This window comes from Pseudomonas sp. NFACC56-3 (assembly GCF_900100025.1).
GTDB lineage: Bacteria > Pseudomonadota > Gammaproteobacteria > Pseudomonadales > Pseudomonadaceae > Aquipseudomonas > Aquipseudomonas fluorescens_AA.
In genome coordinates this window covers 21796-42767 of record NZ_FMTK01000018.1, presented here as the reverse complement: position 1 = coordinate 42767, position 20972 = coordinate 21796, and the positions used below count along the sequence as shown (strand labels likewise).

Genomic DNA, 20972 nt, shown 5'->3' with positions numbered 1-20972 from the left:
AGGAAAAATCTGCTAACAATGCACACGGTGCGTATAACGGCAGCTAGGCCATAATGCGCGCCGAGATCAAAGGAGCTTCCTATGAGCAGCACTGCACAAACTGCTGAAGGCGAAAAAATTCTTATTGTTGACGATGATCCAGGGCTGAGCAGCCTGCTGGAACGCTTTTTCGTCAGCAAGGGCTACCGCGCCCGCACCGTACCGAACACCGAGCAAATGGATCGGTTGCTGGCCCGTGAAGTATTCAACCTGGTCGTACTCGACCTGATGCTGCCCGGTGAAGACGGCCTGACCGCCTGCCGCCGCCTGCGCGGCGCCAACAACCAGATCCCGATCATCATGCTCACCGCCAAGGGCGACGAGCTGAGCCGTATCAAGGGCCTGGAACTGGGCGCCGACGATTACCTGGCCAAGCCGTTCAACCCCGACGAGTTGATGGCCCGCGTCAAGGCGGTGCTGCGCCGCCAGTCGGCGCCGGTGCCGGGTGCGCCAGGCAGCGAAGATGAAAGCGTGACCTTCGGCGACTACGAACTGTCCCTGGCCACCCGTGAGCTCAAGCGCGGCGATGAGGTCCACATGCTCACCACCGGTGAGTTCGCCGTGCTCAAGGCCCTGGTGATGAACGCCCGCCAGCCGCTGACCCGCGACAAGCTGATGAACCTGGCCCGTGGTCGTGAATGGGATGCGCTGGAGCGCTCCATCGACGTGCAGATTTCCCGCCTGCGCCGGATGATCGAGCCTGATCCTTCCAAGCCGCGGTATATCCAGACCGTCTGGGGCGTGGGCTATGTGTTCGTGCCGGATGGTGCCGCCAGCAAGTGATCGGCGATTTGTAGGAGCGGGTGGCCTGGCCGGTTGAAATGTCTTCTTCCAGGCGACTCGCGGTCTGTCATTGTGCGAGCATCGCTCGCTCCTGCAAGTGTGTAGCGGTTATTCATGAAAACCCCCGTTTGGTTCCCCCAGAGTTTCTTCTCCCGCACCCTCTGGCTGGTGCTGATCGTCGTGCTCTTCTCCAAGGCACTGACGTTGGTGTACCTGCTGATGAACGAAGACGTGCTCGTGGACCGGCAGTACAGCCACGGCGTTGCCTTGACCCTGCGGGCCTATTGGGCGGCGGACGAAACCAACCGGGCGAAAATTGCCGAGGCGGCGACGCTGATCCGTGTCGTCGGTGCTGGCGTGCCGGAGGGCGAGCAGCATTGGCCCTACAGCGAGATCTATCAACGCCAGATGCAGGCCGAACTGGGCGCCGATACCGAGGTGCGATTGCGCATGCACTCGCCGCCGGCGCTTTGGGTCCGGGCTCCAAGCCTGGGGGATGGCTGGCTGAAAGTGCCGTTGTACCCGCATCCGTTGCGCGGCCAGAAAATCTGGAACGTGCTCGGCTGGTTCCTGGCCATCGGCCTGCTGTCGACGGCATCGGCGTGGATCTTCGTCAGCCAGCTCAACCAACCGTTGAAACGCCTGGTCTACGCCGCCCGCCAATTGGGCCAGGGGCGCAGCGTGCGGCTGCCCATCAGCGATACGCCCAGCGAGATGACGGAGGTCTACCGCGCCTTCAACCAGATGGCCGAGGATGTGGAGCAGGCCGGGCGCGAACGCGAGCTGATGCTGGCGGGCGTCTCCCACGACCTGCGCACGCCCTTGACCCGGCTGCGGTTGTCGCTGGAGTTGATGGGCGAGCACACCGACCTGACCAACGAGATGGTCCGCGATATCGAGGACATGGACGCGATTCTCGACCAGTTCCTGGCGTTCATACGCGACGGCCGTGATGAGTCCGTGGAAGAGGTGGACCTCAGCGAGTTGGTGCGGGAGGTGGTCGCGCCCTATAACCAGAACGACGAGAAAGTGCACCTGCGCCTGGAACCGATTCAGCCGTTCCCGTTGCGCCGGGTGTCGATGAAGCGCTTGTTGAACAACCTGATCGGCAATGCCCTGAACCATGCCGGCGCCGGCGTCGAAGTCGCGGCCTATGTCTCCGGCGACACCAGCGCACCTTACGTGGTGCTGAGCGTCATGGACCGTGGCGCCGGCATCGACCCCTCGGAACTGGAAGCCATTTTCAACCCCTTCACCCGAGGCGATCGCGCCCGGGGTGGGAAAGGCACGGGCCTGGGTCTGGCCATCGTCAAGCGTATCGCCTCGATGCACGGCGGCAACGTCGAGCTGCGCAATCGCGCCGGTGGCGGGCTGGAAGCTCGAGTGCGGTTGCCGTTGGGGCTGATGCTGCCTCGGGATGCGGTGTAATCGATCTGATTGCAGGAACCTGTGGGAGCGAGCTTGCTCGCGATGACGGTGCGTCAGTCAACCGATTCGGCACTGATGTACCGCTTTCGCGAGCAAGCTCGCTCCCACGGGGGTTACGTTGACTTAGCCTTTTCCTTTAGTCCGGGTCATGTTCGGCCCGCCATTCTTTTCCAGGTGCTCGATGATGATCCCCGCCACGTTCTTGCTGGTGGTGGTCTCGATGCCTTCCAGGCCCGGCGAGGAGTTGACCTCCATTACCAGTGGCCCGTGGTTGGAGCGCAGGATGTCCACGCCCGCCACGGCCAGGCCCATGACTTTTGCGGCCCGCAGGGCGGTCATGCGCTCTTCCGGGGTGATTTTGATCAGGCTGGCGCTACCACCGCGATGCAGGTTGGAGCGGAACTCACCGGGCTTGGCCTGGCGTTTCATCGAGGCAATCACTTTGTCGCCGACCACGAAGCAGCGAATGTCGGCGCCACCGGCTTCCTTGATGTATTCCTGGACCATGATGTTCTGCTTCAGGCCCATGAATGCCTCGATCACCGACTCCGCCGCCGTCGCGGTTTCACACAGGACCACGCCGATGCCCTGGGTGCCTTCCAGCACCTTGATCACCAGCGGTGCGCCGTTGACCATCGCAATCAGGTCGGGAATGTCGTCGGGCGAGTGGGCAAAACCGGTGACCGGCAGGCCGATCCCACGCCGCGACAGCAATTGCAGCGAGCGCAGCTTGTCCCGGGAACGGGCGATGGCCACGGACTCGTTGAGGGGAAATACTCCCATCATTTCGAACTGGCGCAACACCGCGCAGCCATAGAACGTCACCGATGCGCCGATGCGCGGGATCACCGCGTCGAATCCTTCCAGCGGCTTGCCACGGTAGTGGATCTGCGGCTTGTGGCTGGCGATGTTCATGTAGGCGCGCAGGGTATCGATCACCACCATTTCATGGCCACGTTCGGTCCCGGCTTCAACCAGGCGACGAGTGGAATACAGACGCGGATTACGCGACAGCACAGCGATCTTCATGCAACACCTGTGGCAGAGGTAGTGGACACCGGGAATGCCGGCTTTTCTTGAACATATTTGGTGCCCGGATTGACTACCAGTTGGCCGTCGATCAAGGCTTTGGAACCCAGTAACAGGCGATATCGCATGGATTTGCGGCAGGCGAGGGTGAACTCGACCCGCCAGACCCGGTCACCCAGCGCCAACGTGGTGCTGATCACGTAGCGGACCTGGGCGTGGCCGTTGGAACTCTTTATGGTCTTGCGCGCCACCAACGGGGCTTCGCAGCGGCGATGGCGCAACTGCACCACCGTGCCAAGGTGCGCCGTGAAGCGCACCCACTTTTGGCCATCGCGCTCGAACGGCTCGATGTCGGTGGCATGCAGGCTGGAGGTGCTGGCCCCGGTGTCGATTTTTGCCCGCAGGCCCACGACTCCCAGATCCGGGAGCGCCACCCACTCGCGCAGACCGACAACGGTCAAATGGTCAAAAGTCTTCAATAAAAAAACCTGCGATCAGTGCATCGGATCGTGGACTCCGCGAATCGCGGTATTCACGCAGAATAATCACAAAATGGCGACAGTTATCTACGCACTTGTGTGTGCTTGTAACCGATTCCGGCCGAAGCGATGGGTGTGACGCCGGTTTGGCGGGCATTCTATCCGTCGGGCCTGATTCGTGCGCTCGACAAAAACGGTAGTACAGTTCCGGCTAATGGCAGAAAGAGGAATTGCAGTGGCACAAAAAAAGGAAGAAGACGACAAGGTCCGTCTCGATAAATGGTTGTGGGCGGCGCGCTTCTACAAGACGCGGGCTCTGGCCAAGACCGCCATCGAAAGCGGCAAGGTCCATCACCGGGGAGAGCGCTGCAAGCCGGGCAAGGAGCCCCGCATCGGCGATGAGTTTGTCATCCGCACCGGGTTCGATGAAAAGACCGTGGTGGTCGAGGCCCTGTCGATCGTGCGTCGCGGTGCACCTGAAGCGCAGGCGTTGTATCGCGAAACCGAAGCCAGCATCGCCAAGCGCGAAACCGCCGCCGCGCAACGCAAGGCCGGCGCCCTGGGGGTCAGCACCGATGGCAAGCCGAGCAAGAAGCAGCGCCGGGACCTGTTCAAGTTTCATGGCAGCAATAACGAATAAAAAGCTGGCGCAAGGCACGTGGCGAGGGCGCTTGCTCCCGCTGGCTGCTTAGCGGCCCCAAAATCTGACGGTCGCTGCGCAACCGAGCGGGAGCAAGCTCCCTCGCCACAATGACCATTCGGATTGAGTCATCGGTCTCTTCCCGTCAGGCAAACCCAAGCCTTGCTTGGAACCCACCCTGAATGCCCATAAAATGCCCGCCATCATTTGTCATCACCTCAGATACCAGATCCTATGACTGATTTACCGGATACCGACTACACCCAACGTTTCATCTTCGATGACAGCGACGCCCGTGGCGAGCTGGTGGCGTTGGAGCGTAGCTACGCCGAAGTCCTCGCCAAGCACCCCTATCCGGAGCCGGTCGCACAACTGCTCGGCGAGCTGATGGCGGCTGCGGCGTTGCTGGTGGGCACCTTGAAGTTCGATGGCTTGCTGATTCTCCAGGCGCGCTCCGAGGGGCCGGTCCCGCTGCTGATGATCGAGTGCTCCAGCGAGCGCGAAATCCGCGGCCTGGCCCGTTATCACGCCGAGCAGATCGCGCCCGACGCGACCCTGGCCGACATGATGCCCAACGGCGTGCTGGCCCTGACGGTGGACCCCACCCATGGCAAGCGCTACCAGGGCATCGTCGATCTCGACGGCGCGACCCTGGCCGAGTGCTTCACCAACTACTTCGTCATGTCCCAGCAGACCAATACCCGGTTCTGGCTCTACGCCGACGGGCGGCGCGCGCGCGGTTTACTGCTGCAACAACTGCCCGCCGATCGCCTTCGCGACCCTGAAGAACGCGACGCCAGTTGGCAACACATCACCGCTCTGGCCAGCACCCTGAGCGCCGATGAACTGCTGAGCCTGGACAACGAAACCGTGCTGCATCGCCTCTATCACGAGGAGCAGGTACGCTTGTTCGACGGCCAGTCGTTGCGCTTCCAATGCAGTTGCTCTCGTGAACGTTCCGGCAATGCGCTGGTCAGTCTGGGTCTGGAAGATGCGCAGCAACTGGTGATCGAACATGGCGGTGCCATCGAGATCGACTGCCAGTTTTGCAACGAGCGCTACCTGTTCGACGCGGCGGACATCGCTCAATTGTTCGCCGGTGCGGGTGTCGACACACCGTCAGATACCCGACACTAAAACGGTTCAGCGCAGGTAAATCTCCTGGCAAACGCCGGATTTACGCCGTACTGACAGGAGGGCCCTACTTTTTTTGGGCTTTTCTGGCATAATCCGGCCCACTTTTTTCGGGTAGTAGTGCGCGACTTCCTACTACAAAACGTTTGGAGCACTCGGCCACGGGCCGACGGGGAATCTCATGACGCAAGCCAATAACGCCGTGTACACCGATCTGAGTGTCGATGATCTGGTCAAAGAAGCCCTGAGTCGCGGTGAAGGCGAGCTTGCCGATACTGGCGCGCTGGTTGTCCGCACCGGTCATCGTACCGGTCGCTCGCCAGTCGACCGTTTCATTGTGGAAGAGCCAACCACCCAGGACGCCATCGCCTGGGGCCCGATCAACCGCAAGTTCCCGGCCGACAAGTTCGATGCCCTGTGGAACCGCGTCGAAGCCTACCTGGGCGAGCGCGAGCGTTTTGTCTCCCATGTGCATGTAGGCTCCGATCCTGCGCACTACCTGCCGGTCAAGATGACCACCGAGACGGCGTGGCACAACCTGTTCGGCCGCTGCCTGTTCATCAACCCCGAGCAATACAACGCCGGTGGCAAGGATGAATGGCAGATCCTCAACGCGCCGAATTTCGTTTGCGAGCCTGAGCGCGACGGCACCAACTCCGACGGCACCGTGATCATCAATTTTGCGGCCAAGAAAGTGCTGATCGCCGGCATGCGCTACGCCGGTGAAATGAAGAAAGCCCTGTTCTCCGTGCAGAACTTCCTGCTGCCAGCCGTTGATGTGCTGCCGATGCACTGCGCCGCGAACATGGGCGAAGAGGGCGATGTAACTCTGTTCTTCGGCCTATCGGGCACCGGCAAGACCACCTTGTCCGCCGATGAAAGCCGTTACCTGATCGGTGACGACGAACACGGTTGGGGCGTGGGCGTGGTCTTCAACATCGAAGGCGGCTGCTACGCCAAATGCATCGACCTGTCCGAGAAGAACGAGCCGGTGATCTGGAAAGCCATCCAGCACGGCGCGGTACTGGAAAACGTCGTTCTGGACCCGGTCACCAAGAAAGCCGACTACGCCGACGACAGCCTGACCCAGAACAGCCGCGCTGCGTACCCGCGTGAGCTGATCGAAAAACGCGCACCGAAAAACCTCGGTGGCGAGCCAAACGCCGTGATCTTCCTGACCTGCGACCTGACCGGCGTACTGCCGCCGGTGTCGATCCTCAGCGAAGAACAAGCCGCCTACCATTTCCTGTCCGGCTACACCGCACTGGTGGGCTCGACCGAAATGGGTTCGGGCAGCGGCATCAAGTCGACCTTCTCCACCTGCTTCGGCGCCCCGTTCTTCCCGCGTCCGGCCGGTGAGTACGCTGAGCTGCTGATCAAGCGCATCCGTGGTTTCGGCTCCAAGGTCTACCTGGTCAACACCGGCTGGACCGGTGGCGGCTACGGCGTCGGCAAGCGCTTCAACATCCCGACCACCCGTGCGGTGATCGCGGCGATCCAGAGCGGCGCGCTGATCGGTGCTGAAACCGAACACCTGGACATCATCAACCTGGACGTGCCGCTGGCTGTGCCAGGCGTCGAGACTGGCCTGTTGAACCCACGCAACACCTGGGCCGACAAAGCCGCCTACGACGAAGCAGCCAAGGCGCTGGCCGGTCTGTTCACCGAGAACTTCAAGAAGTTCGACGTGAGCGACGCGATCAAGGCTGCAGGTCCGCAGCTGTAAGGCTTGGTTGGTGAATGAAAAAACCGCCCTTCATGGGCGGTTTTTTGTGGACGGCTATTTGAGGTGCGCCGATCAGCTAGGCCTCTTCCACTTCCCGCGTATCCCATCGCTGCGCCTTGATCGCCTTGTAAAGCATGCCGATGGTCAGTGGCAGCTTGTTCCCCCGTCCCTTGGCCCTGCGCTTTTGAAATACATCGAACCCTTCCGGTTGGAAATAGCGGTAGGCGTCGTAGTCGATGAGCTCGATGGCGAACCGCTCCTCCAGTGCCTCCATCAGGTGTCGGGCGTCCGCGCCATCGCAACCCAAGTCGAGATTGATCGCAGTGCCCAGGCGAATCGTCTTGCGTTCAGGCAGGCCGATTTCTTCATGGAGCAGTTCCATGAGTTGGCGCATGGCATGGTCATCGGGGAAGTCTGGCGCAAGGTGCATGATGAAATGTCCAGAATAAAAGAAGTGCGTCTGTACCGGTGGAAAGTTTAGGGGGAAATCGTTGCCCGTTGGAAAAAGAAGAACGCTGCAATCAAGAAATCGCAGGCGTCGCGATTGCGGTTTTGACCGTCGCGAGGATTGGCGGGTCGTCGGGGAATTTCATGCATCCGCCCAGTAGTAGGGACAGCATCAGGACGGTAGGTAGGTTCAGTTTGTGCAACATGGTTATTTCCTTTTTCAAGCTGCGAACCGCGGGCGTCCTGGCGTTGGTGGGGCAGGCGCAAAGTGTTCATGGGTATCGCGAGTCGATTGCTGCCAGGCTCGCGAGCGATAAGGGTTGGGTTCAGTCAGCCATCTGTTCAGGCATGCGTAGTGCGGCGGCCTCAAGGTCCATCAATCCTCTGCCATAGGCTTCGCTGTTGGCGTAGATACCTGTGCGGTTGGCTGTCGCCAGCAGATGTTCGCGTATCTGCTGCGGGCTGAGTTGCGGGTGAAGGCTTTGTAGCGCCGCCAGTGCGCCACTGACCAACGCGGCGGCGGGAGATGTGCCAGCGGTCTGCACATAGCGGCCGTCCTTGCCAACGGTGAGCAGGCCGGCCTGTGCACCGGCGTCGCCGCCGGGAACGGCGATGCACCAGGCGGCTGCGACGCCGCAATAGTTGGATTTGCCGTTGATGGCGCTGCCGTCGTTCTTCAACGCCACCACTGCGATCCAGCCTTTTTCCAGTTCTGGCAATGCGACCGGCAGTCCTGGCTCGGCCAGGGGCTCGCGCTTGAGTTCGTTACCGGTGGGGAAGACCAATACGGCGCCGTTCGCGACCAGTTTTCGAGCGACGGCCAGGGAGTCGGGCATCACCTGGTTGTAGCGCGCTTCATTGATCTCGGTGGCGGGAATGGCGTTGGCCCACGAGTTGTTGAACAGCCGGGCACCCTTGTCAAAACCACTTTGCCAGGACCGGGCGATTTCGCTGTCGAAGAAAAACGGCTCGTTGTCGTCGCCAAAGCGAAAGGGGATCAACCGCGCATTGAACGCGATGCCGTGCATGCCCCGGTCGTCCTTGTTGGCGGCGAGAATACCGGCCATCTGCGTGCCATGACCGATGCGGTCAACGGTGCCGGGACGGTCTTCGACATGGTCGAACCCAGGATCATCCAGTCTGCCCTCGAACTCCTCGAGGCTGGCGTTGAGCCCCGAGTCGATCAACGCCACGACAACATCCTGGCCAGTCCTGCCACGAGCGTAGAGCGCTGATGCCTTGATGACGGCCAAGCCTTGTTGAGCGTGATACTCCGGGGTTTCGAACTGGGCAGGGTCCACGCCGGGTGGATCGGGGACGGTCAAGCAACCGGCGAGCAATGAGGCCGACGTGATCGTCAGCGCGCGTAGAGCGGAAAATGGGTGTGGCATGGTTCGTTCCTTGAAGAATTGAAATCGAGCGTCAGCCTTCCTGGCCTTGACGTACAGCATGAGTTGTCGGCGCACCTTACCGTGGTGGCGAAGTCGGGACGAGACATCAAATTGCCCGGATTTGTATCCGCTCGTGGCAAGGCAAAGGCGCTCGACGCTGTATCATCCAGTATCGTTTTTACCCCCGACCTTTTCTCGACGCGCTGCGTTGTCCCGCTAGGCTTTGGGTCTCGCAGCAGTCAAAGGAGCGACCGCGCATGCACAGCACCCTGGAACAGGTTTTCGGTTATCCACAGTTTCGTCCCGGTCAGGAGGCGGCCATCGGCGCCATACTGGCCGGTCGGTCGGCGGCAGCCATCTTCCCCACCGGCTCGGGCAAGTCCCTGTGTTATCAATTGCCGGCCCTGCTCTTGCCGCACCTGACCCTGGTGGTTTCGCCACTGCTGGCGTTGATGCAGGACCAGTTGGCGTTCCTCAAGCGCTACGGCATTGCGGCGGCCAGTATCGATTCGGCCCAGAGCCGTGACGAAGCCAACGACGCCATGGCGCGGGCCCGTTCGGGCGAGTTGAAGATCCTGATGATCTCCGTGGAGCGCCTGAAGAACGAGCGCTTTCGCAATTTCCTGCAGCAGGTGCCGATTTCGTTGCTGGTGGTGGACGAGGCCCACTGTATTTCGGAGTGGGGGCATAACTTCCGACCTGACTACCTCAAGCTTCCCGATTACCAGCACCAGTTCAATATTCCCCAGGTATTGCTGCTGACGGCCACCGCCACGCCCAAGGTCATCGCCGACATGCAGGCGAAGTTCGCCATTGCCGCCGCTGATGTGGTGACGACCGGGTTCTACCGACCTAACCTCAATCTGTTGGTCGAACCCGTGCCGGGTGTCGCCAAGCGCGCACGGCTGGTGCAGTGGTTGGGCGCGCGCGTCGGGCAGCCGAGCATCGTCTACGTCACCTTGCAGCGAACCGCCGAGCAGATCGCCGAATACCTGAGCCAGCACGGTATCGAGGCCGAGGCCTATCACGCTGGTTTGCCCCATGAGCAACGGGAAGCCATCCAGCGGCGATTCATGGACGGGCAATCCAATTGCATTGTCGCCACCATCGCTTTCGGCATGGGCATCGACAAGAGCGACATCCGCAACGTGGTGCATTTCGACCTGCCCAAGTCCATTGAAAACTACAGCCAGGAAATCGGTCGGGCCGGGCGCGATGGGCAGCCGTCCGATTGCCTGGTGCTGGCCAACCGCGACAGCCTCAACGTGCTGGAGAACTTTGTGTACGGCGATACGCCGGAACTCGCAGGCATTGCTTGCGTGCTCGATGAACTGAAGGCGGCCGCCGCCGATGGGCAATGGGAGTTCTTGCTGGGTCCGCTGGCGGACCAGAGCAACATCCGGCAACTGCCACTCAAGACGTTGTTGGTCCAGTTGGAGCTGCGCCGGCTGATCGCGCCGCGCTATGCCTATTTCGCGGAGTATCGTTTCAAGTTCCTGATCGAGCCGCAGGAGCTGCTGGAGCGCTTCGAAGGTGAGCGCAGGGACTTCGTCGCGGCCATCATCCAGACCTCCAGTCGCGCCCGGAGCTGGGCCACGGTGGATTTCGACGGGATGCACCGGCAGTACCACGCTGAGCGTAATCGAGTGGTCAAGGCGCTGGATTATTTCCAGGAGAAGGGCTGGATCGAGCTGGAAAGCAAGCAGATGACCGAGGGGTACAGCGTGCTGGAAGCGGATTTGGATGTGCAGGCCTTGAGTGCCGAGCTGCATGCCTATTTCACCCGGCACGAACACGGTGAAATCGCACGGATCCACGCCATGCTCGAACTGTTCGCCACCGACCGTTGCCTGGGTCATCGCTTGGCGCAGTATTTCGGCGACGACAGTGCGCCACACCCGTGTGGTCATTGTTCGGTGTGCCATGGGCAGATCGCTCGCCTGCCGGAGCCGCCTGCGCTGCCGGCGCTTGTGGATAAAAGCTTCGAGGCGTTGTGTGGCGATTTTATCCACAAGCATGAGCAGCACAGCGGCAGCGTGCCATCTGCCGAGCGCCTCACCCGCTTCCTGTGCGGGATCAGTGTGCCGCTGTTCACCCGATTGAAGGCACGGAAGATTCCTGGGTATGCCGCGCTGGAAGCGTATCCATACGCGGAAGTTCGCCAGTGGACTCAAGCGCATCTGTGAGCTGCATCCATCCGCTGAATGCCCTTCATCACACGAATAAATTTCAAAAACATTCGGCGCCTGACTAAGGTGAAGGCTGTCTTCGGATCGCCAACAAGAGAGCCAACATGAGCCAGACACCTTTCGACATTCAGAGCGCCGCGGTGGTCGGTGCAGGCACCATGGGACGGGGCATCGTGATGTGCCTGGCCAACGCCGGCGTGGCGGTGCAGTGGGTCGACAACAATCCGCAGATGCTCGAGCAGGCACTGGTTGCCGTGGCCGAGACCTATGCCCATGGTGTGCGCCAGGGCCGTATCGACCAGGGTGAGGCAGATGCGCGGATCGCCAGGGTGACACGGGCGGATGATTACGCGGCGATCCGTGATGTGGACCTGGTGATCGAAGCGGTCTACGAAAACCTGGAGCTCAAACAGACCATCTTTCGCGAGCTGGACGGTCTGCTCAAACCCGAGGCCATCCTGGCGAGCAACACGTCGGCGCTGGACATCGATGCCATCGCCGCCGTCACCCACAGGCCAGCCCAAGTCCTGGGCCTGCATTTCTTCAGCCCGGCGCACATCATGAAGCTGCTGGAGATCGTTCGCGGCGCACAAACCTCCAAAGCGGTGCTGGATGCGGCCCTGGCGCTGGGCCAGCGCATGGGCAAGGTCAGCGTGATATCAGGCAACTGCCACGGCTTCATCGGCAACCGGATGCTTCATCCGTATGTGCTGGAAGCGCGCAAGATGTTGCTGGAGGGGGCGTTCCCCCATCAGGTGGATGCGGCGTTGCAAGGCTTCGGTTTCGCCATGGGGCCGTTTCGCATGTACGACGTCGTTGGCATCGACCTGGAGTGGCGCGCCCGTGAGCTGGCGGGCAAGGGCCAGGATGCGCCCGAAGTGCAGGTGGACAATCGTCTGTGCGAGCTGGGGCGGTTCGGCCAGAAAAGCGGCAATGGGTATTATCACTACGAGCCGGGCAGTCGACAGGCCGAGCATGATGTCGAAGTCGATGCCCTGGTGTTGCGGGTCAGTGAGGCGCTGGGTTTCCAGCGTCGCGAAATCGGCCCGGAGGAAATCCTCGAGCGCTGCTTGCTGGCGCTGGTCAATGAGGGGGCGAAGATCTTGCAGGAAGGCATTGCCGAGTCGGCCCACGCGATCGACCTGGTCTACCTCAACGGCTACGGCTTCCCTGCGGACAAGGGCGGGCCGATGGCCTGGGCCGACGGGCAGGGGCTGGAAACCATCCACGCACGCCTGCTGGAGCTCGAAACGAAGCAGGGCGACCAGTGGAAACCCGCGCGTCTGATCGGCGAGCTGGCGGCGCAGGGCAAGGGATTCGCGCAGGCCTGAGCCCCGTGCCACGTCAAGACCATTGAACAACCATGAAGGACACCTGATGCCCCAACGCAACGAATACCCACACTTGCAGCCCATCACCACGCGCTGGCACGACAACGATGTGTACGGTCACGTCAACAACGTCACCTACTACAGCTTTTTCGATACCGCTGTGAATACCTACCTGATCGAAGTCGGCGGCCTGGATATCCATGATGGAGACGTGGTGGGGTTCGTGGTGAGTTCGGCCTGCGACTACTTCGCCTCGATCGCCTTTCCAGACCGGATTGAAATCGGCCTGCGGGTGGGCAAGTTGGGCAGCAGTTCGGTGCAATATGAGCTGGCGGTGTTCAAGGCGGGCGAGGAGGAGGCGTGTGCGGCGGGGCGTTTTGTTCACGTATTCGTGGATCGGGCGTCGAATCGACCGGTGGCGATTCCGGATCGGCTACGTGGGGCGTTGGAGCGGTTGGTGGTCTGAAACAAAAAATCGCAGCCTCCTGCCAGCGCTGGGCGCTGTCGGAGGCTGCGATCTTCAACGGCTGGTATCGATCCGCCGTTAGTCGCGGTAGTGGCGATGATGTTTTTTGCGGTGCCCATAGGCATGGCCGCGACCTGGGTGGCCGTCACGGTAGTAGCGGCGATCACCACGGCGATCATCATAACGACGGTCATCGTCATCGTCCTTGCCCATGTAGTTACCCAGGGCGCCACCCGCGCCACCGCCCGCCGCCGCACCGATCAGGCTGCCGGTGCTGCCACCGACGCTACGGCCGACCACGTTGCCGCCGGCCGCGCCCAGCGCGCCGCCGATCGCCGCTTCGCCGCGGCTGTGTTTGTCTGCGCCGACCGCACTACCGCCCGCACCGCCCAGCGCCGCGCCGATAGTGGAACCGGTGTTGCCGCCCAGGGACTGGCCGACGACCGAACCCAAAACCCCGCCCAATGCGCCGCCCACACCTGCTTCGGCAGTACCACCGGCGCAAGCGATGCCGCTGGTCAGGCTAAGGGACAACAAGAGAATGGAGGAGAACTTCATAGAGGAGCCTCAAAGGGATGACGGCGCGATCCTGAGGCTCGCTTCGCTTGCTTACAATCGAAATCCGACGAGTAACACGACTTGTGCACAATTCTCTAAGTTATTGTTTTACGGTCGGAACTTAACGCAAATTGGCCGGTCTTTAGCTACTTCGGACAGGCCGTTTTCTAGGGAAAACGGCCTTTTTTGTGGGCGCTCGAAAAGTACGCTCATGGGGGCGAGCTGTGTGGGAGCAAAGCTTGCTTCCACACAATCCAATCGCCTCGCCAATGAACTGTATGTCAGGCCGACTTGGCCAGGATCAGTCCATTTTCGCTCGCCGCTTCCAGGCGGATCGCGACGAATTTCGAGGTCGGGGTGTGGCTGCCGTCGCCTGTGCTTTCCAGCGGCACCAACGGGTTCACTTCAGGGTAGTAGGCCGCGGCCTGCCCGGCCGGAATGTCGAACGCCAGCAGGGTAAAACCCTTGACCCGACGTTCGCGACCGTCATCCCAGAGCGAGACGATGTCGGCTTTCTGCCCCGGCTTGAAGCCCAGGCGAATGATGTCCGCTTCGTTGGCGAATAACACGTCACGCTGGCCCTTGACGCCGCGATAGCGGTCATCGAGGCCATAGATGGTGGTGTTGTACTGATCGTGGGAGCGCATGGACTGCATGATCAGGTCGGGCAACTGGCCGGTGGCACGGGTGCGTTCATGCACAAGGTCGCTCGGCAGCCGGTTGGACTTGAAGTTGGCGCGGCCCGATGGGGTGTTCCAGCGTCGCGAACCGGCGCTGTTGCCCAGATAGAATCCGCCAGGGTTCTTCAGTTTTTCATTGAAGTCCTTGAAACCGGGGACGGTATCGGCGATCAGGTCGCGGATGCGACTGTAGTCGGCCACCAGCCAGTTCCAGTCCACCGGACGGCTACCCAGCGTGGCGGCGGCGATGCCGGCGATGATCCACGGTTCGGAGCGCATCTGGTTCGACAGCGGCTGCAACTGGCCGTATGAGGCATGCACCATGCTGAAGGAGTCTTCCACGGTCACCGCTTGCGCGCCTTCGGTTTGCAGGTCGATGTCGGTGCGGCCCAGGCACGGCAGGATCAATGCGTCCTTGCCATGAGCCAGGTGGCTGCGGTTGAGCTTGGTACTGATCTGTACCGTCAGGTCGCAATTGGCCAAGGCCTGGAAGGTCCGCTGGCTGTCCGGCGTGGCTTGGGCGAAGTTGCCGCCCAGGGCGATGAACACCTTCGCCTGGCCGTCGGCCATGGCGTGGATCGCCTCGACCACGTTGTGGCCATTTTCTCGCGGTACCTTGAACTGGAAGCGCCGCTCCAGGGCGTCGAGGAATGCCACCGGCGGACGCTCGTTGATGCCCATGGTCCGGTCGCCCTGCACGTTGCTGTGGCCGCGGACCGGGCACAAGCCTGCGCCTGGCCGGCCAATGTTGCCGCGCAACATCATCACGTTGGCGATTTCCTGGATGGTCGCCACCGAATGGCGGTGCTGGGTGATGCCCATCGCCCAGCACATGATCACGTTCTCGCTTTTGGCGTACATGCGCGCCGCCTGCTCGATTTCGACCAAGGTCAAGCCCGATTGCTCGACGATCTGTTCCCACGGCGTATCGTCGACCGCCGCCAGGTAATCCAGCACGTTGGTGCTGTGTTCATTGATGAACGTGTGGTCGAATACCGACGCCGCGCCGCTGTTCTGCGCCTCACGCTCCCATTGCAGCAGAAACTTGGCCATGCCGCGCAAGATCGCCATGTCGCCACCCAGGGCCGGGCGGAAATACGCGGTATTGGTTGGCTTGTCACCGTTGGTGAGCATTTCGAGCGGGTGTTGCGGATGCTGGAAACGCTCCAGACCACGCTCCTTGAGCGGGTTGATGCACACCACCTGGGCGCCGCGCTTCACTGCTTCACGCAGCGGTTCGAGCATCCTTGGATGATTGGTGCCAGGGTTCTGGCCCCAGACGAAAATCGCGTCGGCGTGCTCGAAGTCGTCGAACGTCACCGTGCCCTTGCCCACGCCCACGCTCTGGGCCAGGGCTACGCCGCTGGCTTCGTGGCACATGTTCGAGCAGTCGGGGAAGTTGTTGGTGCCGTAGGCGCGCACGAACAGTTGATACAGGTAGGCCGCTTCGTTGCTGGCCCGGCCCGACGTATAGAACTCGGCCTGGCTGGGGCTGGACAGCCCTTGCAGGTGCTTGCCGATCAGGGCGAACGCCGCTTCCCAGCTGATGGGCTTGTAGCGGTCGGTGTCGGCGTCGTAGCGCATGGGTTCGGTCAGGCGACCCTGGTATTCGAGCCAGTAATCGCTCTGCTCCAGCAGCGAGGTCACGCTGTGCTTGGCGAAAAACGCACCGTCGACGCGGCGCTTGGTGGCTTCCCAGTTCACGGCCTTGGCGCCGTTCTCGCAGAACTTGACCATACCGCTTTCGGGAGAGTCGCCCCAGGCGCAGCCAGGGCAGTCAAAACCGCCATTCTGGTTGGTCTTGAGCATCATGCGGATGTTCTTCAGCGCGTTGTCGCTGGTCAACCAGGCCTGAGCGACACTGATCAGCGCACCCCAACCACCGGCCGGGCCCTTGTAAGGCTTGTAACGCGGTATGGGTTTCTGGTCGGCTTGTTGATGATTGCTCACGCTTGTTTCTCCATCGCAGGGCTGTAGACCCGCGGCGCACTTTTTTGCGGCAGGTGGATGAGGTTGAGGTTGTGTTGGCGGGCCCACTGCACGGCGAGGCCCGTGGGCGACGACAGGCTGACCAGGGTCTGGATGCCGGCGCGCAGTACTTTCTGGATCAGTTCGAGGCTGCAACGGCTGGTGACGATCGCCACGCCACCGGCCACCGGAACCTGTTGTCGGATCAATGCGCCGATCAGCTTGTCGAGGGCGTTGTGCCGGCCAATGTCTTCGCGGCCCAGCAGCAATTCACCCTGGGCGTTCATGAACAACGCCGCATGGACCGCGCCGCAATGTCGGCCCAGGGGCTGGAACTGGCTGATACGGTCACGCAGGCCATCGAGCCATTGCGCCGCGGGCAGTGGTGCGCCGGGCAGCACCTTGAGGTTTGGCAAGGCCTGTTCCACCGCTTCCACGCCGCACAATCCGCAGCCACTGGTGCCCGCCAACTGCCGGCGTTGCTGCTTGAGGTTCCAGAAGGCGCGGTTGGCGATGGTCACCTGGGCATAGTGCGCGGCACCCGTGCCGCTCAGTTGCAGGTCATAGATGTCCGATGAATCTTCGATGATGCCGCTGCCGAGGCTGAAACCGACGATGAAGTCTTCCAGGTCGGTGGGAGTGACTAGCATGACTGCCTGGCTGATGCCGTTATAGGCAATCGCCAGCGCCACTTCCTCGGCCAGCGCGGTGCTGTCCGATTGGGAGTGGTCCAGATTGCAGTAGCCATAGCTCTGGCTGGCGACCGGCGTGGATGTTTCCATCGCTGGCGCTGGACTGACCGGAGGCTTGTCGTTCATGGGCATCACTGAAAGTAGGAATAGTGTTAAGACTAAATGCGGCAATCTGCCACGTCTAATCGCTATTACTGATCTTTCAATAGATAACGTCGATCAAGAAGTCGTCGCTGATTTCTGGTAGAGGGCAAAACAGGCCTCTGCCAACGCCGAGCGGGGGGCGCCGCGTCGCATGATCAGGCCCAGCGAGACCAGTGTTTGCGCGCTTTCAATGGGCTGGATGCGCAAGTCTTCGGTCAGCACGTCCAGGCCGCTGTCCAGGGGCATCACCGCGCAACACAGTCCGCCGTGCACAGCTTGTAACAATTGATGCACCGCGTCGGTTTGCAACAGCGGTTGTGGGGTTAGACCCCGGCTGTGGAAGTTGTGGTCGATGGACTGGCGAAAATGCATGCCGCTGGTGAGCATGCCCAGGGGCAATTCGATCAATGCCTCCCAGCTCAGCGGTTGTTCACCGAAAAAGAAATAACGCTGGTCGTAAAGCAAGCCCATGCGGGTGGGGCTGAAGGGCAGGGCCTCGAAGCGTTCGTTGTCCAGGCGTTCCAGGTAGGAAATGCCCAGGTCGATGCGGTTGTTCGCCAACTGTTCGAGGATGCGTTCGGAGCTCAGGGACGACAATTCGAAACGCAGGCTGGGGTGCTCGGCGTGCAAGCGCTGCATCATCGCCAGCGGGTCGAAGTCCGACAACGGCACCACCCCCAGGCGCAGCGTACCCACCAGGTTGCCCCGACAGGCCGCCGCTTCGGCCTGCAGCCCGTCATAGGCCGCCAGCACCGTGCGTGCCCAGGCCAGCACCCGTTCTCCCGGCGCGGTGAAACCTTCAAAGCGCTGGCCGCGGTTGACCAGCGGCAGGTCGAGTTCTTCTTCCAGGCTGCGCAGACGCATCGACAGCGTCGGCTGGGTGATATGGCAGCGTGCGGCGGCCTGGCCGAAGTGACGGGTTTCGTCCAGCGCGATGAGAAATTTCAGCTGCTTGATGTCCATCTTCGCTCCAGGGCGCGGGAAGATTCGGATTCTAGCGCTTGCGCGTGGCGGGGTCATTGGTCGGCTGGGAACCGGGTTCGTCTCGCCTGGTCTAGTCTTTGCGTCTGGACATTTAATCAAGGAGCGTGTGCCATGAGTATCTTTAGTTTTGTGAAGGAAGCCGGTGAAAAGCTGATCGACCTGCTGACCCCCGGCAATGCCAATGCCAGCGAACAACTGAAAGAGCACATTGAAAAGGTCGGCCTGGGCAATCCGAACGTTCAGGCGACCGTCGAGGGCGACAAAGTCATCGTCACCGGTGAAGTCGCGAGCCAGGAAGAGAAGGAAAAGATCCTGTTGGCGGTGGGTAACATCGCCGGTGTCGGCAGTGTCGACGACCAGATCACCGTGACGGGCCCGGTGGCCAAGGCGGCGCGTTTCGTGACGGTGAAGAAAGGCGACACCCTCAGCGCCATCTCCAAGGCCGAATACGGCGATGCGAACAAGTACAACAAAATCTTCGAAGCCAACAAGCCAATGCTGTCGCATCCGGACAAGATCTATCCGGGACAGGTGTTGCGTATTCCCGAGTAACTTTCAGGCCTGTGTTGCCTTCATCGCGAGCAAGCTCGCTCCCACAGGGGTTCTTGGTTCGTCGCGAAACCAATGTGGGAGCGAGCTTGCTCGCGATGAATACGGCGCGGTTCAAAGCCCGGCAATCAAGTCCCGATAATCCCCCAACGCCTCGAACTCCCCCGTATCCTTCGGCCCCTTGCGACTGTCCGGCTCGCTGACCGCCAGCAGGTGCGCCACGCCGAAGTCCCGGGCGCTGCGCAGCACCGGCAGGGTGTCGTCGATGAACAGGCTGCGGGCCGGGTCGAAATTCAGGTCGGCTTGCAGCGCGTCCCAGAATTGCGGATTCTCCTTGGGGAAACCGTAGTCGTGGGAACTGATCAAGCGTTCGAAGTAGGGGGCCAGTTCGATGCGTTCCAGCTTCAAGGACAACGAATCGCGGTGGGCATTGGTGATCATCACCACGCGTTTGCCGGCCCGCTGGATTGCCGCCAGGAACGTATCGGCGTCCGGGCGCAAGGCGATCAAGTGGGCGGTTTCCAACTTCAGTTCGCGCACCGGCAACTTCAGCTCAGTGCTCCAGAAATCCAAGCAATACCACTGCAACTGGCCGGCGTTGCGCTCGAACAGGGGTTGCAGCTCCATCTCGGCCATCGCCCGGCTCACGCCATGCAGTTCGGCATAGCGCTGGGGCAGGTGTTCGAGCCAGAAATGGTTGTCGTAATGCAGGTCCAACAGAGTGCCGTCCATGTCCAGCAGAACCGTATCGATCTCATGCCAGGGCAACGAGGCCATAAAACTTCTCCAGCGGTAATCGGATATCCGACACAAACAATCAGAATAGGCCGGGTATAGTAGCCTGCTATCGCCCAGGGAGCCGTTTATGCGCCAGAAACCCACCATACTCGATCGCCGGATCGTCGCTACCAGCCGCCTGTTCTGTGTGGAAGAACTGAAATTGCGCTTTTCCAACGGCGTAGAGCGTACCTATGAGCGTCTGGCGAGCAAGGGGGCGGGCTACGGCGCGGTGATGATCGTGGCGATGCTCGATGCCGACCACGCGGTGCTGGTGGAAGAGTATTGCGGTGGCACCGATGCCTACGAACTGTCCCTGCCCAAGGGCTTGATCGAGCCAGGGGAAGACGTGTTGGCGGCGGCCGAGCGGGAGCTCAAGGAAGAAGCTGGCTTCGGCGCGCGACAGTTGGAACACCTGACCGAGTTGTCGCTGTCCCCTGGCTACATGAGCCAGAAGATCCAGGTGGTGCTGGCCACCGATCTGTATGAAGAACGGCTGGAGGGCGACGAGCCCGAGCCGATGGGGGTGGACAAGGTCAACCTGCGTGAGCTCTCGGCCCTGGCGCAGAATCCGCAATTCACCGAGGGCCGGGCCTTGGCGGCGCTGTACCTGGCCCGTGACCTGCTGGCCCAGCGTGGAGCGTTCCTGTCATGACTTTCCCTCATCCGTTGATGGCCCCCGTAGTCGAGCTGGCGCTCCAGGCCGGTGAAGCGATCCTGCCGTTCTGGCGCGCCAACGTGCAGGTCGACCGTAAGGCCGACGAGTCGCCGGTGACTGCCGCGGACATGGCGGCTCATGATGTGATCGTGGCCGGATTGACGGCGCTGGCCCCGGATATTCCGATCCTCTCCGAAGAGGATGCCGATATTGCCCAAAGCGTGCGCGCCGGCTGGCAACGCTGGTGGCTGGTGGACCCGTTGGATGGCACCAAGGAATTCATCTCCGGCAGCGAGGAATTCACCGTCAATATCGCCTTGGTGGAACAGGACCGCGTGGTCTTCGGTGTGGTATCGATGCCGACCAATGGACGCTTTTACGTCGGCGGCGCAGGGTTGGGTGCCTGGCGTGGCGACAAGGGCGGTGTGCCTTTGCCTATCGCGGTTCGTGATGCATTGGCGCCGGGCGAAACGTTCACCGTGGTCGCCAGTCGCCGGCACACCAGCCCGGCGCAGGAACGCCTGCTGGAGGGCTTGAGCGAGAGCCTGGGCGAGCTGCAACTGACCAGCATTGGCAGTTCGTTGAAGTTTTGCCTGGTGGCTGAAGGCGCGGCGGATTGTTATCCCCGGCTGGCGCCGACCTCCCAGTGGGACACCGCCGCCGCCCAGGGTGTGCTGGAAGGGGCGGGGGGCGAGGTGTTGGACTTGAGCGGCGAAGCGTTCTGCTATCCACCGCGGGAGTCGCTGTTGAATACGTCATTCCTGGCGTTGCCGGCCAAGGCGGCGTGGCGTGGGAAGCTGTTGGAGCTGGCTCGCTCTTAAGTCTGGCTCGATCCCTTGTGGCGAGGGGATTGTGGGAGCAAAGCTTGCTCGCGATACAG

At 61.5% G+C, this 20972-nt stretch carries 21 protein-coding genes; 11 read left to right on the top strand and 10 right to left on the bottom strand.

Translation table 11 applies throughout. The features are described 5' to 3' along the window. Nucleotides 1–81 precede the first annotated feature (81 nt). Together ompR and BLO80_RS21330 are read left to right on the top strand one after the other, a co-directional pair. The gene (gene ompR / locus BLO80_RS21335; protein ID WP_003196691.1) at nt 82–822 is read left to right on the top strand and encodes an osmolarity response regulator transcription factor OmpR; all 741 of its coding nucleotides are present in this window, start codon (nt 82–84) and stop codon (nt 820–822) included. Between the two features lie 114 nt (nt 823–936). Then, nucleotides 937–2250, top strand: coding sequence for an ATP-binding protein (locus tag BLO80_RS21330; protein WP_092330038.1), 1314 nt, complete (start codon nt 937–939; stop codon nt 2248–2250). Nucleotides 2251–2373: 123 nt separating this feature from the next. Here the strand turns inward: BLO80_RS21330 and rimK are convergent, their stop codons facing one another. Then, complete coding sequence (gene rimK / locus BLO80_RS21325) at nt 2374–3279, bottom strand: 30S ribosomal protein S6--L-glutamate ligase (protein ID WP_003196697.1); 906 nt, start codon at nt 3277–3279, stop codon at nt 2374–2376. After that, complete coding sequence (locus BLO80_RS21320) at nt 3276–3740, bottom strand: retropepsin-like aspartic endopeptidase RimB (protein WP_175459534.1); 465 nt, start codon at nt 3738–3740, stop codon at nt 3276–3278. Before BLO80_RS21320 ends, rimK begins: the two co-directional genes overlap by 4 nt. Before the next feature lie 253 nt (nt 3741–3993). Between BLO80_RS21320 and BLO80_RS21315 the strand changes: the two genes are divergently transcribed. The 3 genes from BLO80_RS21315 to BLO80_RS21300 all read left to right on the top strand — a co-directional run bounded on the left by BLO80_RS21315 (nt 3994) and on the right by BLO80_RS21300 (nt 7258). Then, on the top strand, nt 3994–4398 hold the full coding sequence (locus BLO80_RS21315) for an RNA-binding S4 domain-containing protein (protein ID WP_092330049.1): 405 nt from the start codon (nt 3994–3996) through the stop codon (nt 4396–4398). A 234-nt stretch (nt 4399–4632) separates the two neighbouring features. After that, entirely contained in the window at nt 4633–5535 is a 903-nt protein-coding gene (hslO, locus tag BLO80_RS21310) for an Hsp33 family molecular chaperone HslO (protein ID WP_072409190.1), read from the top strand. 178 nt (nt 5536–5713) lie between these two features. Further along, nucleotides 5714–7258 (top strand): phosphoenolpyruvate carboxykinase, encoded by a 1545-nt coding sequence (locus BLO80_RS21300; RefSeq protein WP_092330051.1) that lies wholly within the window; start codon nt 5714–5716, stop codon nt 7256–7258. 76 nt (nt 7259–7334) lie between these two features. Here BLO80_RS21300 and BLO80_RS21295 read toward each other — a convergent pair whose 3' ends face one another. Genes BLO80_RS21295 through BLO80_RS21290 form a run of 3 tightly spaced genes read right to left on the bottom strand, consistent with a single transcriptional unit; the run spans nt 7335 to nt 9096 of the window. Further along, complete coding sequence (locus BLO80_RS21295) at nt 7335–7688, bottom strand: DUF1493 family protein (protein ID WP_060739667.1); 354 nt, start codon at nt 7686–7688, stop codon at nt 7335–7337. Nucleotides 7689–7735: 47 nt separating this feature from the next. Next, complete coding sequence (locus BLO80_RS29580; protein ID WP_139197086.1) at nt 7736–7981, bottom strand: hypothetical protein; 246 nt, start codon at nt 7979–7981, stop codon at nt 7736–7738. Nucleotides 7982–8031: 50 nt separating this feature from the next. Then, nucleotides 8032–9096 (bottom strand): S8 family peptidase, encoded by a 1065-nt coding sequence (locus BLO80_RS21290; RefSeq protein ID WP_092330052.1) that lies wholly within the window; start codon nt 9094–9096, stop codon nt 8032–8034. A 257-nt stretch (nt 9097–9353) separates the two neighbouring features. Here BLO80_RS21290 and BLO80_RS21285 point away from each other — a divergent pair, with 257 nt between their 5' ends. The 3 genes from BLO80_RS21285 to BLO80_RS21275 all read left to right on the top strand — a co-directional run bounded on the left by BLO80_RS21285 (nt 9354) and on the right by BLO80_RS21275 (nt 13082). Next, nucleotides 9354–11282, top strand: coding sequence for a RecQ family ATP-dependent DNA helicase (locus tag BLO80_RS21285; RefSeq protein ID WP_092330053.1), 1929 nt, complete (start codon nt 9354–9356; stop codon nt 11280–11282). A gap of 107 nt (nt 11283–11389) precedes the next feature. After that, complete coding sequence (locus BLO80_RS21280) at nt 11390–12616, top strand: 3-hydroxyacyl-CoA dehydrogenase (protein WP_092330055.1); 1227 nt, start codon at nt 11390–11392, stop codon at nt 12614–12616. A gap of 46 nt (nt 12617–12662) precedes the next feature. Further along, entirely contained in the window at nt 12663–13082 is a 420-nt protein-coding gene (locus BLO80_RS21275; protein WP_092330061.1) for an acyl-CoA thioesterase, read from the top strand. A 78-nt stretch (nt 13083–13160) separates the two neighbouring features. Here BLO80_RS21275 and BLO80_RS21270 read toward each other — a convergent pair whose 3' ends face one another. The 4 genes from BLO80_RS21270 to BLO80_RS21255 form a co-directional block, all read right to left on the bottom strand. Further along, the gene (locus BLO80_RS21270; RefSeq protein WP_092330064.1) at nt 13161–13640 is read right to left on the bottom strand and encodes a glycine zipper domain-containing protein; all 480 of its coding nucleotides are present in this window, start codon (nt 13638–13640) and stop codon (nt 13161–13163) included. 281 nt (nt 13641–13921) lie between these two features. Then, a complete protein-coding gene (locus tag BLO80_RS21265) occupies nt 13922–16270 on the bottom strand; it encodes an FdhF/YdeP family oxidoreductase (RefSeq protein ID WP_092330067.1) in 2349 nt (782 codons plus the stop codon). Next, complete coding sequence (gene fdhD / locus BLO80_RS21260; protein WP_092330070.1) at nt 16267–17106, bottom strand: formate dehydrogenase accessory sulfurtransferase FdhD; 840 nt, start codon at nt 17104–17106, stop codon at nt 16267–16269. Before fdhD ends, BLO80_RS21265 begins: the two co-directional genes overlap by 4 nt. 93 nt (nt 17107–17199) lie before the next feature. Then, on the bottom strand, nt 17200–18087 hold the full coding sequence (locus tag BLO80_RS21255) for a LysR family transcriptional regulator (RefSeq protein WP_092330072.1): 888 nt from the start codon (nt 18085–18087) through the stop codon (nt 17200–17202). A gap of 132 nt (nt 18088–18219) precedes the next feature. Here BLO80_RS21255 and lysM point away from each other — a divergent pair, with 132 nt between their 5' ends. Further along, nucleotides 18220–18660: a peptidoglycan-binding protein LysM gene (lysM, locus tag BLO80_RS21250; protein ID WP_092330074.1), complete on the top strand. Its 441-nt coding sequence runs from the start codon at nt 18220–18222 to the stop codon at nt 18658–18660. Nucleotides 18661–18771: 111 nt separating this feature from the next. Here the strand turns inward: lysM and yrfG are convergent, their stop codons facing one another. Continuing rightward, nucleotides 18772–19434, bottom strand: coding sequence for a GMP/IMP nucleotidase (yrfG, locus tag BLO80_RS21245; protein ID WP_092330075.1), 663 nt, complete (start codon nt 19432–19434; stop codon nt 18772–18774). Between the two features lie 88 nt (nt 19435–19522). Between yrfG and nudE the strand changes: the two genes are divergently transcribed. After that, nucleotides 19523–20089, top strand: a complete 567-nt coding sequence (nudE, locus tag BLO80_RS21240; protein ID WP_053117370.1) for an ADP compounds hydrolase NudE — start codon at nt 19523–19525, stop codon at nt 20087–20089. Continuing rightward, complete coding sequence (gene cysQ, locus BLO80_RS21235; RefSeq protein WP_092330084.1) at nt 20086–20913, top strand: 3'(2'),5'-bisphosphate nucleotidase CysQ; 828 nt, start codon at nt 20086–20088, stop codon at nt 20911–20913. Before nudE ends, cysQ begins: the two co-directional genes overlap by 4 nt. The last annotated feature ends 59 nt before the right edge of the window (nt 20914–20972 follow it).

Excerpts from the sequence above, each read along its gene's own strand:
- ompR (WP_003196691.1), top strand. The coding sequence starts at position 82 with ATGAGCAGCACTGCACAAACTGCTGAAGGCGAAAAAATTCTTATTGTT.
- BLO80_RS21330 (WP_092330038.1), top strand. The coding sequence starts at position 937 with ATGAAAACCCCCGTTTGGTTCCCCCAGAGTTTCTTCTCCCGCACCCTC.
- rimK (WP_003196697.1), bottom strand. The coding sequence starts at position 3,279 with ATGAAGATCGCTGTGCTGTCGCGTAATCCGCGTCTGTATTCCACTCGT.
- hslO (WP_072409190.1), top strand. The coding sequence starts at position 4,633 with ATGACTGATTTACCGGATACCGACTACACCCAACGTTTCATCTTCGAT.
- BLO80_RS21300 (WP_092330051.1), top strand. The coding sequence starts at position 5,714 with ATGACGCAAGCCAATAACGCCGTGTACACCGATCTGAGTGTCGATGAT.
- BLO80_RS21295 (WP_060739667.1), bottom strand. The coding sequence starts at position 7,688 with ATGCACCTTGCGCCAGACTTCCCCGATGACCATGCCATGCGCCAACTC.
- BLO80_RS29580 (WP_139197086.1), bottom strand. The coding sequence starts at position 7,981 with ATGAACACTTTGCGCCTGCCCCACCAACGCCAGGACGCCCGCGGTTCG.
- BLO80_RS21290 (WP_092330052.1), bottom strand. The coding sequence starts at position 9,096 with ATGCCACACCCATTTTCCGCTCTACGCGCGCTGACGATCACGTCGGCC.
- BLO80_RS21285 (WP_092330053.1), top strand. The coding sequence starts at position 9,354 with ATGCACAGCACCCTGGAACAGGTTTTCGGTTATCCACAGTTTCGTCCC.
- BLO80_RS21280 (WP_092330055.1), top strand. The coding sequence starts at position 11,390 with ATGAGCCAGACACCTTTCGACATTCAGAGCGCCGCGGTGGTCGGTGCA.
- BLO80_RS21275 (WP_092330061.1), top strand. The coding sequence starts at position 12,663 with ATGCCCCAACGCAACGAATACCCACACTTGCAGCCCATCACCACGCGC.
- BLO80_RS21270 (WP_092330064.1), bottom strand. The coding sequence starts at position 13,640 with ATGAAGTTCTCCTCCATTCTCTTGTTGTCCCTTAGCCTGACCAGCGGC.
- fdhD (WP_092330070.1), bottom strand. The coding sequence starts at position 17,106 with ATGAACGACAAGCCTCCGGTCAGTCCAGCGCCAGCGATGGAAACATCC.
- BLO80_RS21255 (WP_092330072.1), bottom strand. The coding sequence starts at position 18,087 with ATGGACATCAAGCAGCTGAAATTTCTCATCGCGCTGGACGAAACCCGT.
- lysM (WP_092330074.1), top strand. The coding sequence starts at position 18,220 with ATGAGTATCTTTAGTTTTGTGAAGGAAGCCGGTGAAAAGCTGATCGAC.
- yrfG (WP_092330075.1), bottom strand. The coding sequence starts at position 19,434 with ATGGCCTCGTTGCCCTGGCATGAGATCGATACGGTTCTGCTGGACATG.
- nudE (WP_053117370.1), top strand. The coding sequence starts at position 19,523 with ATGCGCCAGAAACCCACCATACTCGATCGCCGGATCGTCGCTACCAGC.
- cysQ (WP_092330084.1), top strand. The coding sequence starts at position 20,086 with ATGACTTTCCCTCATCCGTTGATGGCCCCCGTAGTCGAGCTGGCGCTC.